Annotated in this window: 14 protein-coding genes; 7 read left to right on the forward strand and 7 right to left on the reverse strand. The window is 68.4% G+C overall.

The window, feature by feature from the left end; translation table 11 throughout:
• Positions 1-24 precede the first annotated feature (24 nt).
• Positions 25-519 (forward strand): hypothetical protein, encoded by a 495-nt coding sequence (locus tag OG203_RS08605; protein ID WP_405165148.1) that lies wholly within the window; start codon positions 25-27, stop codon positions 517-519.
• 325 nt (positions 520-844) lie between these two features.
• Here OG203_RS08605 and OG203_RS08610 read toward each other — a convergent pair whose 3' ends face one another.
• Positions 845-1150, reverse strand: coding sequence for a hypothetical protein (locus OG203_RS08610; protein WP_405165149.1), 306 nt, complete (start codon positions 1148-1150; stop codon positions 845-847).
• Positions 1151-1424: 274 nt separating this feature from the next.
• Here OG203_RS08610 and OG203_RS08615 point away from each other — a divergent pair, with 274 nt between their 5' ends.
• From OG203_RS08615 to OG203_RS08635, 5 genes are all read left to right on the forward strand, one after another.
• Positions 1425-2618, forward strand: coding sequence for an XRE family transcriptional regulator (locus tag OG203_RS08615; RefSeq protein ID WP_405165150.1), 1194 nt, complete (start codon positions 1425-1427; stop codon positions 2616-2618).
• Positions 2619-2736: 118 nt separating this feature from the next.
• The gene (locus tag OG203_RS08620; protein ID WP_405165151.1) at positions 2737-4446 is read left to right on the forward strand and encodes a TIGR02677 family protein; all 1710 of its coding nucleotides are present in this window, start codon (positions 2737-2739) and stop codon (positions 4444-4446) included.
• A 58-nt stretch (positions 4447-4504) separates the two neighbouring features.
• Complete coding sequence (locus OG203_RS08625; protein WP_405167800.1) at positions 4505-5968, forward strand: TIGR02678 family protein; 1464 nt, start codon at positions 4505-4507, stop codon at positions 5966-5968.
• 4 nt (positions 5969-5972) lie between these two features.
• Positions 5973-10157 carry a TIGR02680 family protein gene (locus OG203_RS08630; RefSeq protein ID WP_405165152.1) on the forward strand — a complete coding sequence of 1395 codons (4185 nt, stop codon included), beginning with the start codon at positions 5973-5975 and terminating at the stop codon, positions 10155-10157.
• 123 nt (positions 10158-10280) lie between these two features.
• Positions 10281-10688: a hypothetical protein gene (locus OG203_RS08635; protein WP_405165153.1), complete on the forward strand. Its 408-nt coding sequence runs from the start codon at positions 10281-10283 to the stop codon at positions 10686-10688.
• Positions 10689-10917: 229 nt separating this feature from the next.
• Here OG203_RS08635 and OG203_RS08640 read toward each other — a convergent pair whose 3' ends face one another.
• Together OG203_RS08640 and OG203_RS08645 are read right to left on the reverse strand one after the other, a co-directional pair.
• Positions 10918-12552, reverse strand: a complete 1635-nt coding sequence (locus OG203_RS08640) for an FAD-dependent oxidoreductase (RefSeq protein WP_405165154.1) — start codon at positions 12550-12552, stop codon at positions 10918-10920.
• A gap of 53 nt (positions 12553-12605) precedes the next feature.
• Positions 12606-13256 carry a TetR/AcrR family transcriptional regulator gene (locus OG203_RS08645; protein WP_405165155.1) on the reverse strand — a complete coding sequence of 217 codons (651 nt, stop codon included), beginning with the start codon at positions 13254-13256 and terminating at the stop codon, positions 12606-12608.
• A gap of 103 nt (positions 13257-13359) precedes the next feature.
• Between OG203_RS08645 and OG203_RS08650 the strand changes: the two genes are divergently transcribed.
• On the forward strand, positions 13360-14229 hold the full coding sequence (locus OG203_RS08650; protein WP_405165156.1) for an NAD(P)-dependent oxidoreductase: 870 nt from the start codon (positions 13360-13362) through the stop codon (positions 14227-14229).
• Between the two features lie 3 nt (positions 14230-14232).
• Here OG203_RS08650 and OG203_RS08655 read toward each other — a convergent pair whose 3' ends face one another.
• The 4 genes from OG203_RS08655 to OG203_RS08670 form a co-directional block, all read right to left on the reverse strand.
• On the reverse strand, positions 14233-14766 hold the full coding sequence (locus OG203_RS08655) for a M15 family metallopeptidase (protein WP_405165157.1): 534 nt from the start codon (positions 14764-14766) through the stop codon (positions 14233-14235).
• Positions 14767-14818: 52 nt separating this feature from the next.
• Positions 14819-15067: a hypothetical protein gene (locus OG203_RS08660; RefSeq protein WP_405165158.1), complete on the reverse strand. Its 249-nt coding sequence runs from the start codon at positions 15065-15067 to the stop codon at positions 14819-14821.
• 71 nt (positions 15068-15138) lie between these two features.
• Positions 15139-15399: a hypothetical protein gene (locus OG203_RS08665; RefSeq protein WP_405165159.1), complete on the reverse strand. Its 261-nt coding sequence runs from the start codon at positions 15397-15399 to the stop codon at positions 15139-15141.
• 487 nt (positions 15400-15886) lie between these two features.
• The gene (locus tag OG203_RS08670; protein WP_405165160.1) at positions 15887-16354 is read right to left on the reverse strand and encodes a hypothetical protein; all 468 of its coding nucleotides are present in this window, start codon (positions 16352-16354) and stop codon (positions 15887-15889) included.
• Between the last annotated feature and the right edge of the window lie 327 nt (positions 16355-16681).

Below are 16681 nucleotides of genomic sequence, written 5' to 3' on the forward strand. Positions count from 1 at the left end.
GCGAGCTCTCCTATCGGCAGGTAGGTGCTGTTGTGCGCCGCGCACGTGCTGCTCGGCGTCGCCGGATTCGACTTCGCGCGCTTCGCGGTGACCGCCGCAGCGCGTGCCGAACGGTTGCGACACGCGCTGCGCACGGTCGCGCTGATCGCTGTGCCGACCGCCGCATGGGTAGCCATCACGTTGCTGTTCACCGACTACTGCAGCTGGCAGAATGTGCTGCTGCTCAACAAGATTCTGGGATCGTTCGATAGCGACACCGCAGGGCACGTCCGGTTCATCGAGGTGCTCGTCTTGGTCGCCACGGCGCTGCTGATCCGTATCCCGGGGGTGGACGGGCTGGAGCGGCGCGAACCGTTCTGGTTCGCGATGGGCCTGCTCGCGATCGCTTTGCTGCTGCGCTATCAGCCGTTCGCGCCGTGTCCGGCGCAGGATGTGCCGTCGCACCGCTGGCCGTCTGGTTCTTCGCCATCGGCCTGGCCGCCGCCAAGACGACCGCTGTGTGGCAGCGGCTGCTGGTGAGTGCTGTCCGGTTGGCTTGCGTGCCCGGCTATTTCGACGTGCCTGAGCGGGAGCGTCTGGTCATGGCCGGGCTGCTCGTGCTCATCTGGCTACCCGATCCGGGTGCCCGCCCTGGTCGCCGCGGTGCTCGCCGACAGTTCGTTGTTCGTGTATCTCCTGCATTGGCAGGTGTATCCGCTGTTCGGGCAACACCATGTTGCGGCGTTGCTCGCCTCGCTGCTGGCCGGTGTGGCCGCGTCGAGGGTGCTCGCGGAAGTGCGGACGGCGTGTCGATTCGCCCCAGCTCTGGGTGTTGCCCCGGTGGTCGGGCGTGCCGTCGTCGCGCTCAGGTCTCGATCGTCCAGACCTGCGCCGCCGCTTCGCGCGCCAGCTTCGCTAGCAGAATATCCCGCGGGATCGTCTGGCCGGCAAGGTGATCGAGCGACGGAACCACTACGTGGTGCGCGTCCGCTCGCTTGAGCTCCTGGGTCAGCTCGACAAATGCCGTGCCGTCACCGGAAGTCGATTCATGGAACGTTGCGGCGAAGCAGAGCCCTTCCTCGCGGGCGAGGGTGCTCATCGCATCCTCGAGCTCTGCACTGTGGCCATCGGCCAGATCGTCACGCAAGTATCCATAGATCAACGCTTCCACCCGAACCTCCGTTGGATTGGGTACCGCTGTCCTTATGTGGATCTCCCCATTGTGGGGTACTGCGCCTTGCAAGGACAGATGCAATTGCATCTGATTGAGACGATACGAGTCCGGCTAACTTTCCGCTCTCATGTCCAGCATGTACAACGCCAACTTGCGAATGTAGATGTCAACCCACTGACACCTATATGCCCTATCTCGGCCACCGGGCGTTAACTGGTGCGATACTACTGACGTGGCCGCTGGAGACGATCGACCCGTCTGGGCTGTCCGGATGCGCTCTGAACGCGATGCGCGGGGGTGGTCACAAGCCGATGCCGTCCGCGTGATGCGCGCCAAGTCATCCCACAACCTGCCGACAGACAGTACACTGCTGCGTAACTGGCGCCGCTGGGAATCGGGCGAGTCGCGGCCGGATGATTTTTACGCACCGATCATCGCCGCCGCCTTCGACACTGTCACCGCGGCGTTTTTCCCCAAAGCCAGGCCGAATCGCGACGACGAAGTGCTCTCGGCAACCGGCATGGACACACTGGAATTCATCGGGCGCCTGCGCATGTCGGACGTCTCCCCCGCCACTCTCGACGCCATCCGCATCACCGCGGAACGCCTGTGCTGCGAGTACTCCTACGCCGATCCGCACGAGCTGCACGCCGAGGGAACCGGCTGGTTGCGGCGGATTACCTCACTGCTGGACGGCCGACTGACTTTGGCGCAGCATCGCGACATCCTCGTTCTCGCGGGATGGGTTGCGCTGCTGGTGGGTTGCGTGGACTACGACCTCGGCAGGCGGACCGCCGCCGAGGCGACGCGACGCGCGGCGCACTCGCTCGGCCAGGAGGCCGAGAACGCCGAAATCATCGGCTGGAGTGCGGAAATGGCGGCCTGGTTCGCGCTCACGCAGGGCAACTATCGCGGCGCGATCGACGCGGTCGACCAGGCATTCGACGCGAGCCAAAACCTCGGCGTCGGTGTCCAACTCGCCGCGCAACGGGCCAAGGCATGGGCGCGTCTCGGCGACCGGCACGAGGTCGAGGCGGCCCTCGACGAGGGTCGGGCAATTTTGCAGCGACTCGACCATCCGATCAACCTGGACAACCATTTCGTGGTCGATCCACAGAAGTTCGACTTCTACGCGATGGACTGCTGCCGCGTCGCCGGCGAGGATCGGCTCGCCGAGACCTACGCCAACGAGGTCATCCGTAACTCGACGCGCGCCGACGGCACGCTCCGCAATCCGATGCGGGTGTCCGAGGCGCATCTCACCCTCGCGGTGGTCGCCGTGCGCAATCGCGATCTGGAACTCGCGGTCGATGAGGGACTGCGCGCGTTCGCGGGTAAACGCCGTTCACTGCCCTCGCTGATGTGGATCGCGGGCGAGACCGCGCGCGAAATCATCGCCCGCTACCCCGGCGACCCGCGCGCCCGCGTATACCTGGACCAGCTGCGCTCCCTCTCGAGCGAGTGACCAGTACCGTACCGGCACAAGCCGTTTCGTCGGCGAACATCCGGCAAACAGGACACGGGCACGCCGAACCGGGGATCTTCGCGTTGTCGGCGACCGGCCCGCTACTACCCTGTTCCCGGTGACCGACTCCGTCGACGGCTCAGCGAGCGCCTCCGTCCTATGGGACGACCGCTTGCGGCTGTTCTCCTTCGCCACGGCCGAGCGCCGCGCCGACTACCTGTGGGTGCTGCGCGCCTTCGACAGCGCGCGGGCCGCCTACGTGGTGTTGCTGCACGCCGACGATGTGGCGGAGTGGATCGAACGCAACGGACACAACCCGCGCACCCCTGACCTCGCGGCACCCGCGCCTGACGTCGAGAGCCAGCAACATACTGAGGACAAGGAGACCAGTCAGTCTGCTGAGAAACCGCAGGCCGACGAAGGTCCCGCGAGCGCGGCCGTGTGGTCCTCCGAGCGCGGCGCCCGCCCGAACGCACCGCGACTCACCGCCGCCGAAATCGGCCCGCTACTCGATCAACTGCACCAATGGGGCGTGCTGGAGCGCAGTTACGACGGCACCCGCGCGGCCACCCTTGCCGAATATCGCAACCGGCACTTCGTCTACCAGTTCTCCCAGGCCGGGTTCCAGGCTTACCGCGCGGTCGCCGGGGTACTGAACGCCCGGCTCGACGAGGCATCGCTGTCGCGGTTGGTGCTGCCCGAGCTGCTCGCCGATCTGCACACCCTCGCCACCGCCAATCGGGAGGGCGACGCCGAGCGCGTCTACCGCACACTGCGCCGCCTCGACGCCGCACTGACCGATATGGCGGCCCGCGCCGCACACTTCTATCTCTCGCTCGGCGACCTGGTGCGGACCACCGAGATCACCCCGGAATCGTTTCTGGCGCACAAGGACGCGCTGCTCGCGCACATGCGCGAGTTCAGCCTCGACCTGGCCAGGTTCGTCCCTCGGCTGGCCGGTGCGATCGCCGAGATCGAGGAGACCGGCGTCGACGAGCTGATCGAGCGCGCCGCCGGTTGCGACGAACGGGTGCTGCTGAGTTTCGCCGAGCGGCAAGCCGATTGGCACGCGCGCTGGGACGGGCTGCGGACCTGGTTCGTCGCGTCCGGCACCGGCGAGCACGCGGGCACCACCGAGGCGGAACGGTTGCGCGAGGCGACGATGAGCGCCATCGCCGCCGTGCTGTCGCTGCTGCGCCGGGTCACCGAGACGCGGCGCGGCGGGGTGAGCCGGGAATCGGCGCTGCGGCATCTGGCAGGCTGGTTCACCGCGGCACCGACCGCGGACAGCGCGCACGCCCTCTTCGACGCGGTGTTCGGCCTCGGCAGGCCACGCCACCTGGCGATGGAACATCCGGACGCGGACCTCATCCCGGCGCGGCGATCCTGGTGGGAGGCACCGCCCTTGGAGATCTCGCGCACGCTGGCCGAAACCGGTCGGCCGCCCTCGGCCGGTGCGCCCGCCCGAATCCACCGCAACGACGCGGGCATTCGACGGCTGCGCGAGGCACAGTTGGACGCGCAGCGTGCTCGTGCCGACGCGGCCAAGTCCCTGGCCGCCGCCGACGTGCACGATCGGGTGCTGGACGAACGGGAGACCGAGGTGCTGTTGCGGCTGCTCGATGCCGCGTCCACCGCGTGGGTGCCGGTGAGCGGGCGAGTGGCCGGGACCACCGGATCCGACAGCGGGGTCACCCTGACCGTCTCCGAGCACGAGGGTTCGACGGTGGTGCAGACCGCGCACGGGCTGCTGCACCTGAACAACCGCAGGCTCGAAGTGCGCCAGACCACCAGGACACGGCCGCGCGGCAAAGGGGAGGCTCGATGAGACACGATCACGCGGCGCTCGTCGAGCCGACTGGGCGCGGACCACGGCGGCGCGCATGATGCACGGACGCAAGATCGATTCCCTTGCGCTGGACAACTATCAGCGCGCCGCGCGGGTCATCCTCGCCAATCACCTGGTGACCAGGACCTATCCGGATCGGATCGCGCTGCCGCTGATCCGCCGATGGGCGACCGAACTGCGGGAGGACCTGGCCGAGCTGTTCGGCTACCGGCTGGAGGTCACCGAGACCACCGCCCGCGTGTTCCCCATCATCGACCGGCTCGACGCGGGCAAGCCCGCGCGCACGCCCGCCGACCGCCTCTTCGATCGACGCCGCTACGCCTACCTCGCGCTGTCGATCGCCGCGCTCGGCCGGGCCGGTGACCAGATCACGTTGTCGGAGTTGGCCGATCAGGTCGGCGCCTACGCGGGCCGGGTCGAGGGCCTCGAGCTGTCCACCGATCGCGCGGCGGACCGGGACGCGTTCGTCGACGCGGTCGGCTGGCTGACCCATCGCGGCGCGCTCACCCTTGCCGACGGCGACGCTGGCGGCTGGGCCAGCGATCCCGAGGCGGGCGAGGCGCTCTACGACATCGACCGGCCGGTGGTGTTCGCGCTGTTCCGGCCGCCGCGCGCGCTGCAGCATCTGCACAGCGTGCGCGGGCTGCTCACCGAGGAGGCCGCGGGCGCAACGGGTCACGCGCACGCGCCGACCGCGGCCGACCTGGCGCGGCGGGTGCGCCGGACGCTGGTCGAGCGGCCGGTGGTGTATCTCGACGACCTCGCGCCGGCGGAACGGCCGGTGCTCGGTCAGGATCGGATCGTCGCCGATGTCGAGCTGTTCACGGGGCTGCGGGCCGAACGCCGGGCGGAGGGGGTCGCGTTGATCGACACCTCCGGGCGGCTTTCCGACATTCGTTTCCCGAGCACGGGAACCTTGGCGCAGGTGGGGTTGTTGCTGGCCGGTGAGATCGCCGACCGGGTGCTCGATATCGACAATCCACTCGAGCGGCGGACGGGTGGGCCGGACGCGGGCGAGGCGCTCGCGGCGCAGTTGGACGGCGCGATCCCGGAGTCGACGGTGTTCGCTCCGTTGGCCGATCTTCGGGCGCTCGATGACTTTGGGACACAGCCCGATTCGGCCTTCGATGCCGAGGCCGAGGAGCCGATCGAGATGACCTATCCGCTGATCGACTCCTCGTGGGTGCACGAGACCATGCAGGCACTCGCCGATCGTTACGGCGCGACGTTCGCCGCCCAGTGGCAGGCCGATGTGCCCGGCCTGACCACCGAGGTGGTTGCCCTGCTCGAGCGATTGCGCCTGGTGCGGACGGTCGAGGACGGGCTGCTGGTGCTGCCCGCACTCGCCCGTTATCGCGGCGCCGTCGTCACGGTGCGCACCAAGCGCACCGAGGAACTGTTCGTCACCGCGGCCGACACCTACGCCGGGGGACGGCAGTCGGCGGAGCCGACGGGGTGGGGAAATATCGCGCCCGACAGCACTGGCACGGAAGGGAACTGAGTCGATGTCGCTCATTCACGGCGGAGTGCGGTTCATCCCGACCCGCGCCGGAATCGTCAACCTGTGGGACTACCGCGACCAGGAATTCTGTTTCGCCGACGGCAGATTGGTGCTGCGCGGACCGAACGGGTCCGGTAAGACCAAGGCACTCGAGGTGCTGTTCCCGTTCGTGCTGGACGGGCGGATCGAGCCGCGCAGGCTCAATCCGTTCGCCGGCGAAGAGCGCACGATGAAGTCGAACCTGTTGTACCGCAAGCAGGAATCGGCCTACTCCTATGTCTGGATGGAGTTCGCGCGCGGCGAATGGGACGACCCAGAGGCGGTGACGGTCGGCATCGGCATGCGCGCCACCCGCTCCTCGGACAAGGTGACGCGCTGGTACTTCGTGGCCGACGGCCGAGTCGGCGTGGACTTCTCGCTCATCGGACCCGACGACCGGCCGTTCACCCGCAAGCAGCTGGCCGAGCAGATCGGCACCGATGCCATCGTGGACCGTCCGGTGGAGTATCGAAATGCCATCGACGCCAGGATGTTCGGGCTCGGCACCCAGCGCTACGACCAGCTGATCAACCTGATCCTCACGCTGCGTCGCCCACAGCTGGCGAAAAACCTTGACCCGCGCGGACTTTCGCAGGCACTCACCGACGGCCTTCGCCCTCTCGACGAGCAGCTGATCCTGGACGCGGCCCGCTCGTTCAGCGATATGGAGGAGGTCGGCCGCACCCTGGAGGGCCTGGTGCACGCCGACAGCGCCACCCGAATTTTCGTCGACGTCTACCGCAAATACCTTGCGGTGCAGGCCAAAACGGACGTTGACCAGTTGCGTACCCGGCTCGACGCGGTCACCCACGCGAGCACCGCGCTGTTCGCCGCGACCGCGCTGCGCGAGCGTCGCGAGGCCGAACGCGCCACCGCCGAGGCGCGTGCCGAGGACGCCGACCGCGCCTACGAGCAGGCGCTCGGCGACCGGGAGAACCTGCAGCGCTCCAGCGCCTACGAGGGCAAGCAGCAGCTCGATGATCTCGCCGACGCGGTCCGTCGCCTGGAGACCTCGGCGGGCGTGCACGGCGACAAGGCACTCAAGGCGCGCCAGACCCTCGATCAACGGGCACAGGATGCCGAACGCGCGCGCAGCGCGGTCCGCACGGCCGCTGCGGCACTGGCTCGCGGTGAGGACGAATTGCGTTCCGCCGCAGAGGAAGCCGGGATCAACTGGACGGCGCTCTCGGAAACCGCGCGCGCCGAACAGCTCACCGCGACGGTGCGCGGGCATGCCGAGGAACGCGACGCCGACGTGCGCGCGGTCCGGCAGGCCCTCGGCATCATGGAGACCGCGGCCGCCGAACGCACCAGGGCCGAGCGGCTCGCCGAACGCGCGCGGGAGCTGAGCGAGGCGGCGGCCGCCGAGGTCGCGCACGCCGAAGCGGCGGTCGTGCTGGCCCGCACCGAAGCCGGTGGCGCGCTGCGCGGTTGGTGGGACGAGCACCGCGAGGTCTACTCCCCTATCGGCAACGGACTGTTCGAGGCCCTCGATACCGCGCTCGCCCAGGCGGGTTCGGAGGAGGCGACGGTCGCGGAGGTGCTCGCCGAGCGCACCGAGGCGCTGATCGACGAGATCCGCAACGACCGCCAGGAGGCGCGCGGTCGTGCGGCGACGGCGGGCGCGCAGATCGCCGAGCTGACCGCCGAACGCGACCGGGTCGCCGCGCAAAGCGACGACGCGCCACCGCCTTTCGCCGCACGCGCGCGGAACACCGAGGACCGCCCCGGTGCCCCGCTGTGGCGACTGGTCCGCTTCGCCGACGACGTGAAGCCGCAGGCCGCCGCTGGTATCGAAGCCGCATTGCACGCCGCCGATCTGCTCGACGGATGGATCTGCGCCGACCTGCCGGCCAAGTACGACTCGGACCAGTTCCTCGTCCCGCGCCCGGCAAAGGAGCGACCGAAGGGCCGTACGCTCGCCGATGTCCTTGTCGTCGAAGAGGACTCGGCGGAACTGACGGTGCCGCGGCAGGCCGTTGCCGACGTGCTCGCCTCCATCGCGCTGCACGAGGGCAAGGGCGATCCGGCCTCCGGTATCGCGGTCAGCACCGCGGGCGGTTTCCGCCAGGGCGTCCAGGTGGGCAGGCATCACAAGGCCGACGCCGAGTTCATCGGCGCCACCGCACGGGCTCGCCGCCGCGAACTGCGGCTCGCCGAACTGGCCGTCGCCCTCGACGCGGCAGGCGAAGCGAAGCAGGGCGCACAGGATCAAGAGGCCGACGCCACCGCCGAACTCGCGCGAATCTCGGCCGCCGCCAAGGCATTACCGCGTGCCACGGCCGTCACCACCGCGTTGCGCGCGGTCTCGGAGACGGCGGGCATGATGCGCTCCCGTTCCGAGGCGGCCACCCAGGCCGAGCGCGACCTCGACCAGGCCGTCGCCGACGTCACCTCGGTCGAGAAGAAGCTGCGCGCGGCCGCGGCAAAGCACCGGACCCCGCGCGACCCGCGCGAACTCGATGCCCTGGCCGCCGCCATCCGGCATTTCGAGAACACCGGCACCGGCCTGCTTCGGCTGCGCACCGAGCACGACCGGGAACGCGAGCGCGAACGCGAGGGCACCGACCGCCACGACGAGGCCAAGGATCTGGCCGAGGCGTTCGCCGAGGAGGCCGAGGCGGCCAAGTCCGGCTATCAGGAGCAGCTGCGCAAGCTCGAAACCCTGCGCGAGGCACTGGGTGCCGGTGCCGCCGACATCGATCAGGAACTCGAGAAGGCACGCGCCAAGATCGAGGCGACCAAGGCCGAACAGAAGGGCGCGCGCAAGGCCGCCAACGAGGCCATCGAGGCGATCGGCGACGCCGAGGCCGCCTACCGGACCGCGCACGAATCGCTTGGCACCGCACTCACCGAGGTGCTCGCCGACGTGAAAGCCCTTGCCCCGTATGCCCGCCCGGACCTGCTCCGGCTGCTCGGCGCCTCGGCCGAAGGCCGCTGGCCGAGCAGCGAGGCCGCTTGGTCGACGCCGGAGCAGCTGCTGTACCGGATCTCTCAGGCTGGGCCGGAGGTCGAGCCGCAGGTGCTGCCGGACGAGGTCGCCGAGCTGTTCGAAAGCCTCACCACCGCAACGGCTTCGGTGCGGGCCAGCGAGGCGACGCGCAAGTCGACCCGCAGCGCGGTGACGGCGGCGTTGCAGGAGTTCGACGCCGCGTTGTCCGGATCCGGCCGGGACTACCGGCTGCAGTGGGATGCCGCCGACGGGCTCACCGTGGTCCAGGTGCAGGACGACGACGGCATGTCCGCGCTCGCCGACTTCGCGGCCCGCATCGACGGCGCGCGCAAGGATCAGGAGTTGCTGCTCACCGACGCCGAGCGGCGCATCCTGGAGGACGCGCTGCTGACCGGGCTCGCCCAGCAGATCTACGAACGCACCAGCGACGCGCGCGATCTCATCGCCAGGATGGGCGCGGAGATGAAGCAGCGACGGATGTCCTCCGGCAACACCATCGGCGTGCACTGGGTGCTCGCCGACACGCTCTCCGATCCGGCGCGGGCCATGTGCAAGCTGCTCGACCGCGACGCGTCGGTGCTCGGCGCGGACGAACTCGCCACCATCCGTGCGCATTTCGCCTCCGAGATCCGCGCGGCACGGGCCGCGCACCCCGAGCGCTCCTACCCGGAGATCCTGGCCGCCACCCTGGATTACCGCACCTGGCGGGTGTTCTCGTTCACCCTCATCTCCGCCGACGGCAGCGAAGACAAGCTCACCGTGGCACGGCACAGCGCCCTGTCCGGTGGCGAGCAGTCGGTCTCGCTGCACCTGCCGCTGTTCGCGGCCGCGCACGTGATGCTCGACTCGGCCGACCCGCAGGCGCCGCGCCTGCTCGCGTTGGACGAGGCGTTCGCCGGTGTCGACGACAACGGCCGCAGCGAATTGCTCGGGCTCAGCGTGCAATTCGACCTCGACCTGTTCATGACCGGCTACGACCTGTGGATCACCTACGCCCACGTCCCCGGCTGCGCCCACTACGACCTCGCGCACGCCGCCGCTGAAAACACCGTCAGCGCAACCCTTCTGGTGTGGGACAGCGGCGAACTCCTCGCCGAACACGACGGCACCGACCTGACCGCCGCCCTCGGCTCCCCCAACCGCCGCCGGGTCCACACCACCATCGAGGGCGCCATCGAACTCACCCCGGTCAGCTAGGCGAACTGTCACCGCTGAAACTGAGGGCTGCCGGTAGCGCGTTCATTTTGCTAGATTTGGGCGTTGTGCTCAGTGCTGGCACAACTGGGGGTCCAACACCACTTCTGTTGGCGCGTAGGAAACTTGGAGCACTTCATGCGTATTCGTGCTGCCGCCACGACGCTTGGCATCGGGGCCGGACTCACCGCGATCGCTATCTCATCCGGGGCCGGCCAGGCCGCCGCGCTGACACCGCAGATCGCCCCGGAGTTGGGTCTCTACAGCGTTGAGCTGAACCACTCGGAAACCGTCGCCCTGAACAACACCCCGCTGCCCGGAATGCTCGATCCCCTCTGGCGTGACCATGGGGTGGCCATCATCGTCCCACCAGCGGCGAGGTCCGGCGACGACGTGATCGTCACCGACCTCTCCGACGCGGTCGCCGCGTCGGCCGCTTCCACCACCGGCGAAGTCGGCCTCGTGATCTTCGACCCCCGGGTTGGCCCCGCAGACCTGGACCGAAACCTCTTTGCCGTCGGCTTCCTGGATTGACCCTGAGTTACCGAGGTCCGTGCCCGAGTCCGAGTAAGACCGCGACGACGCGGCGCAGAATTCCTTGTTGTCCGGATTGGATTCGGCGGCAAGGGAGGTCTGCACGCTGCCGGTGTCGATGCCGAGGCGCACGATCCCGGTGCCCGCGGACAGATAACCGCCAGTCCGTCGACAGGCGAGAAGTGGCTCACCCCAAGGGCATTGGTGATCCACGCGGGCGCCTGGAAGGTCAGGTTGTACTGCCACCAGCGCACCCACGCGACGTCGGGCACATTGCGGCCAGGTCGCGACCGGCGATCCAGCCCCAAGTGAGGGCGGAGGCGATGGTGAGGCCGCCAGCGAAAGTGCCGGGGCCGAAGACGGCGGCAGCGGCGTTGCCCGCGGCGTAGAGACCGGGGATGGGATCGCCGGACCAGTCGAGCACGCGGGCGCGCCGGTCGGTACGCGGACCACCCTTGGTGCCGACCGCTCCCGGGTACACCGGAACGGCGAAAAACGGTGGCTCACATACTGTTCCGAGGTTAGGATGCGCGGCCTCCGGGTCGCCGAAGGCATGCTCGTAGTAGGTACGCCCACGCTGGAAGTCGTCATCGTGCCCGGCCTCCGCCATGCGGTTGAAGCGGGTGATGGTTTGTGCCAACGCCGCCGGATCGACGTCGATGAGCTTCGCGAGTTCGGCGAGGCTGTCGGCGCTGATCAGCCAGTCCGGTGCGGGCGTGCCAGCGGGGATACCGACAACCGAGTATTTGGCACGGAACTGGGCGTCACCGATCGCCCACGCGGGCAGGTTACGCGGTCCGTGCGTGTTGGGATCGATCTCGGCGAAGGCGGCCGCGCAGTTGTGGCTGGACTCGTTGACGAATCGGCGGCCCGCGCCGTTCACCCACAACACATGCGGCAGTGACCTTTCCGGCAATGTGAGCTGTGGTTGCGGGGTGGCGGCCACATCGGGCCAGGTACGACCCGGCGCCTGACAGGCGGGCCAGGACCAGTACTCGCCGGTGTAGGCCATGGCGGCACCGACCTGTCCGGCCATCCGCAGGCCGTCGCCGTGCTGGATCGGCGGTGTCACCGGGTGGGTGAGCGGTCCGGACAGCAGCTCGGTTCGCAGAGTCGGGTCATGTTCGAAGCCGCCGGAGGCGAGCACGACGCCGCAGTGCGCGCGCACGGTGCGGTGCGCGCGGTCGGTGCGCACGCCGTCGACCCGCCCGTACGTGTCGCGGGTCAGTTCGGTGACCCGGCAGTCCCGGATCAGGTGCACGCCCGCTTTGCGGCAGCCGTGCAACAACCCGACGATGAGCCCGGCGCCGAGCGTCACCGCGCCCGCGGACATGCGCTGGGCGATCAGCTCCATCGGCGGCGGCCCACCGGCGAACAGATAGTGCTCCAGCACTTCCTGATTGGTCAGCACCGGCGCGAAAAACGGTGCCGGCCAAACCAGTTCGTTCAGGTCCCCCAGGTCGCCGATGTCCAGCGGCGCTACCTCGACATGACGGGAGGTCTTGCCGCCGGGCAGCTCGACGAAGGTGTCCGGATAGGCCGGGGCCGAAACGAATTGGATCGGCGAACGCTCCTCGAGGAAACGCACCACCTCGGGCACCGTGCGCACAAACGTCTCCACCAAGTCCTCATCACGCCCGGGCGCCGCGGCACGGCAGTAGGTCAGCGCCTCCTCGACGGAGTCGGCCTCGCTCATCAGATGGTTGGCCGGTGCCCACACCTGCCCGCCGGACACCGCGGTCGATCCGCCCCAGCGCGAGGACGCCTCGAGCACCACCACCTCGGCGCCACCGTCGGCAGCGGCGAGCGCCGCCGCCAAACCGGCCGCGCCCGAGCCGATCACCACGACATCGGCCTCGATCATGACTGTCTCCTCGCTCTATTTGTTTATCAGTACACAAAAAAGCGAGGGGTCTGTCAAGAGCGCGGAAGCAGCCCGTCGAGCAGTGCGTCGAGCCCGAAGCCGTAGTTGTCCCAGGCGTGCGGCCACGCGCCGCCGAACGAGGCGATGGCCGGGGTCTGTTCCGGATCGACGGAGGCGATCATCGTGGTCTGGAAGGTCGGGCGATCCAGTTCGGATTCGGTGCGCGTCATCGCGATTCGAATGGTCAGCACGCCGACGGTGTACTGCCACACCGCCCGGTACGCGGCACCCGCCTGCGCGGCGGTCAGTCCGCAGGCCATGAACGCCTGCAGCATCTCCTCGACCAGCCACAGGATCGACCGGCCCGCCAAGTCACCGCCCGTCAGCACGCCGACCACCCAGGGTCGCGCCGCCAGTTCGTCGTGCAGGAACCGCCACAACACCACCAGCCGCTGCCGCGGATCCGCGGGCAGCTCGGGTCGTTCGAGCGTGGCGGCGGCGCGGTCGAGCAGCAACAACAACAGCTCGTCCTTGTCGCGGACGTGCCGGTAGATAGCCATCGGCGAACTCGACAGCCGGTCCGCGATCGCCCGCATGGTCAGCGCGTCGATCCCCGCGGACTCCACGATCTCCTGCGCGACCAGAAGGATCGCGTCCTGCGACAGCCTGGCCGGGCGCCCACGACGCCGCACCGAATCGTTCATCTCCGCAGTCTGACAGCTTGTCCGTCGAGGGTGGCCGACCGGCACTTTGCGCCGGTCGCCCGGGTGACCCTGCGACTTAACCGAGGCTCGGTAGGGTGCCGGGATGGCGAAGATTGGTTTTCTCGGGCTCGGTCGGATGGGGTCGGGGATGGCGGCGCGCATGCTGGCCGCCGGGCATGAGGTGACCGTGTTCAATCGGTCGGCGGGCAAAGCCGCGGAACTGGTTTCGGCCGGAGCCGTCCTGGCGGCGACGCCGCGGGCGGCGGCAGATCAGGCCGACGCGGTCATCGCCATGATGGCCGACGACGATGCCTCGCGCGCGGTGTGGCTCGGCGCGGACGGCGCCCTGGCCGGTGACCTCGTGCCGGGCGCGTTCGCCATCGAATGCTCGACGATCTCCCGGCCGTGGGTGTGGCAACTGGCGAAACAGGCCAGCGCGCAAGGGCTTCGGTATCTCGACTCCCCCGTCACCGGGCTGCCCGACGCGGCAGCGGCGGGCGAGTTGACGCTGTTCGTCGGCGCCGACCCTGCCGACCTCGACGCCGCCCGTCCCCTGCTCGAGCCGTTGTGCACCAACATTGTTCGCTTCGGCGATGTCGGCGCGGGTACCGCGTACAAGCTGTTGCAGAACCTGCACGGTTCCATCCAGATCGCCGCGACGGCGGAGGTGTTGCGTGTCGCGGAACTCGCCGGGCTCGAGCTGCCGACCGTTGTCGACACGCTCTCCCGGATCAGCCCCACCGCCGCGCGCGTCGGCCGGATAATGCTCGACGGCGTGCACGATCGCGATATCGCGTTCACCGGAACCCTGCGTCTGAAGGACACCCGCATCGGCGTCGAACTGTCCGATGACGTGGACGGTCCCGCCGCGCTCGGCCACGCCGCCTACGACATCTTCCACCGACTCGTCGAAGCCGGTTATGGCGATCTCAACGAAACCAAGATCATCGATATGCTGCGCGACGAAGACTGAGGGTTACCGGGTACTCGCGTCCGGGCGCATCGGCGGGCAAACGCCGCCGGGCGCGGTGGCCACTTCGAAATGCCACCACTCGTTGTCGTACATCCGGCACAGTCCCCAGCGAGTTCCGTTGGCCTCCAGCCACTGCGCGCCCGCGAGCGGGCCAACGTCGACCGCCTTCCCCGACACGTGCGTCGACTCCTCGGGCGGCAGCACCCACCGACGCGCCGCCTCGGGACTCCCGTAGGTCGCCACGCCGTTGTCCCACAACTGCTGCTGCTCGGCGGGCGTGCGATAGCCGGAGGTAATCGACAACGGCACACCCTGTGCGTGCGCCTCGCCCTCGGCCAGCGTGTACGCCACCGCCAGCCCTGGCTCCAACCCCTCGGTCCCGGCCGCCGACCCCAGCGCCTCCCGCTGATCGATCTGCACCCCCGGCCCCGCCGCCACCGCCTCCGGCGCCAGCAACCCCGTCACGACCAGCGCGGGCAGCACCGCCACCGGTAGACCGAGCGCTAGTCGATTCCGCACACCACTCCGCAACACCATGTCGGCGATGGTAGTGGCCCGTGTCCGTGATCGCGGCGGTCGCCGCCGACACTCAGAGATCCAGCTCGATCCGCAGCTTCGACGACAGGCTCTCCATGGTGTCGGCGCTGAGCTCGCCGAGTGGCCCGGACAGCCACGGTCGATAGGTGCTGGTGATCAGATCCACTCTGACCCACCCTTCTACCGGGTCCGCGCTGCCGAGCCTGACCGCGACCATCGACTGCGGGTCCAAGCATTCGACGGGAGCGGTCAGCACCCGAACGCGCTCGTCGGGCAGGCGGTAGTCCGCGGAAACGATCACACGATATGGGGTGCGCGGATCGTTTTCGCGGGAAGGCCGGTCGCGCTCGAACTCGTAGACCTCGCCCCGCCTCATGCGCGCGGGCCGCGACGCGTCTCAGCGTCGGCTTCCGCCGCGTGTAGGTCGGCGAGCTCGATCTCGGCCACTTCGAGGTCGTTCATTCCGAGGCTGCGATCGCGAGCCGCCGAGCGGATCGCGTCTTGATAGAGCATCCAACTGTGCGCGCAGCGCGCGAAATACGGCGACAGCTGCATCCCGGCGGCCGCGGCGCCCTGTTGCAGATCGGCAAGCACGGCCTCATCGACCGTGAGCGTGATCTTCCTCGTCGCCATACGTCTCACCATACCACTCGCCATACTGCGAACTGGCGACATCAGTGACCAAGTCTTAGTGCCGCTCGATGCGGCTGTCCGACGGGAGCGATGGACTGACGAGGAGTCATAGTCATTGGGCATGGCACATGCATACCCGAAATCCCTTGCGTGGCAAATGCTTCATCCACAAGGAACGCACGTTATCCACAATCTATCCCAGTGCTGTGGATCACAATGTGCGGGCGGCTGCTACTAGTCCGATTCGCGAAAATTGCGGCGGTTTGCCAAGTTTCACGACCGTACCGTTTTCCGCAAGGTCGCGCCCCACCCGGCACCAGCACCCCGATCCGGCTGCGGGCGGCACCCCGGGCTGATGGAAGGGTGTTCCGCCCGCAGGCCGAGCGGGTTGTGCACAAACAGTGGAGCTGTACACATTCGCTCCCCATCGATGTGAACAGCCACTACAACGGACAATTCGACTACGACACCGGACAATTCGGCCGCGTCACTCGCGCAGCGGGGCGACCAGCGTGAGGTAGTCCCGTTCGGCGACGGGCGCGCGCATTGTCGAGGGGCGGCGAATCGCTTCGGCCGCTTCGCGATTGCGCCCGATCCGCTCGATGATCTCGGTGCCGTGGTCGCGGGCGTAGGCGATGGCGATCTTGATCTTGCCGGTATGCAGGCTCGACTTCGCGCTCAGCACTTCGATGCGCCGCTCTACCGGCCCATCCAATTCCTGTAGGCGGGCAACGACTTCCCACACATCGGGGCCCGCGACCAGCGCGGCACGGCGATCGTGCATCGGTCCGCGGAAAACGATGCCGGGATGATCGAGCTGATCGACGCCCTCCCGGATGAGGCGATCGAGCAGTGCGGTAGAACTAGTACCCTCGCGTGCGGCACGTTCGGCCAACCTGCGGCTGGCGGATTGTGAGAGACGCAGTGTTGTGGTGATGACGCTGGACGTACTCATTGCCCTCCTGACCTTTAATGGCATCTGCGATCAACGGCACTCTGGAACCAACGACGTACATCGCTAAGGGTGCCTCGCGAAACAGCAACGTCACCCCGGCGATCGGGGTGACATTTGTGTGTCCGCACAAAAGCCGCATCGAAAAACGAACGCCCAGTTCAGACCCCATACTCGCCGCCCTGAAGCCGTAATATCCCAGCGACTGATCGAATCCGGCCGCGCTATTTTGCCGACGATATCGCCAAGTCCCGGAAATTGTTTCGCGTAGAAACTCCGCTTTTCCGAGACTCGACCGCCGGTCGGCGTGCGATGCGAGCGCGTGCGGCC

It is taken from the genome of Nocardia sp. NBC_01499 (assembly GCF_045040275.1).
In the GTDB taxonomy this organism is placed as follows: Bacteria; Actinomycetota; Actinomycetes; order Mycobacteriales; family Mycobacteriaceae; genus Nocardia.

What these genes read in the sequence shown, in the direction of transcription:
- OG203_RS08640 (WP_405165154.1), bottom strand. Translation starts at nt 12,552, where the DNA reads ATGATCGAGGCCGATGTCGTGGTGATCGGCTCGGGCGCGGCCGGTTTG.
- OG203_RS08650 (WP_405165156.1), top strand. Translation starts at nt 13,360, where the DNA reads ATGGCGAAGATTGGTTTTCTCGGGCTCGGTCGGATGGGGTCGGGGATG.
- OG203_RS08655 (WP_405165157.1), bottom strand. Translation starts at nt 14,766, where the DNA reads ATGGTGTTGCGGAGTGGTGTGCGGAATCGACTAGCGCTCGGTCTACCG.
- OG203_RS08665 (WP_405165159.1), bottom strand. Translation starts at nt 15,399, where the DNA reads ATGGCGACGAGGAAGATCACGCTCACGGTCGATGAGGCCGTGCTTGCC.
- OG203_RS08670 (WP_405165160.1), bottom strand. Translation starts at nt 16,354, where the DNA reads ATGAGTACGTCCAGCGTCATCACCACAACACTGCGTCTCTCACAATCC.
- OG203_RS08645 (WP_405165155.1), bottom strand. Translation starts at nt 13,256, where the DNA reads ATGAACGATTCGGTGCGGCGTCGTGGGCGCCCGGCCAGGCTGTCGCAG.
- OG203_RS08630 (WP_405165152.1), top strand. Translation starts at nt 5,973, where the DNA reads ATGTCGCTCATTCACGGCGGAGTGCGGTTCATCCCGACCCGCGCCGGA.
- OG203_RS08625 (WP_405167800.1), top strand. Translation starts at nt 4,505, where the DNA reads ATGCACGGACGCAAGATCGATTCCCTTGCGCTGGACAACTATCAGCGC.
- OG203_RS08615 (WP_405165150.1), top strand. Translation starts at nt 1,425, where the DNA reads ATGCGCTCTGAACGCGATGCGCGGGGGTGGTCACAAGCCGATGCCGTC.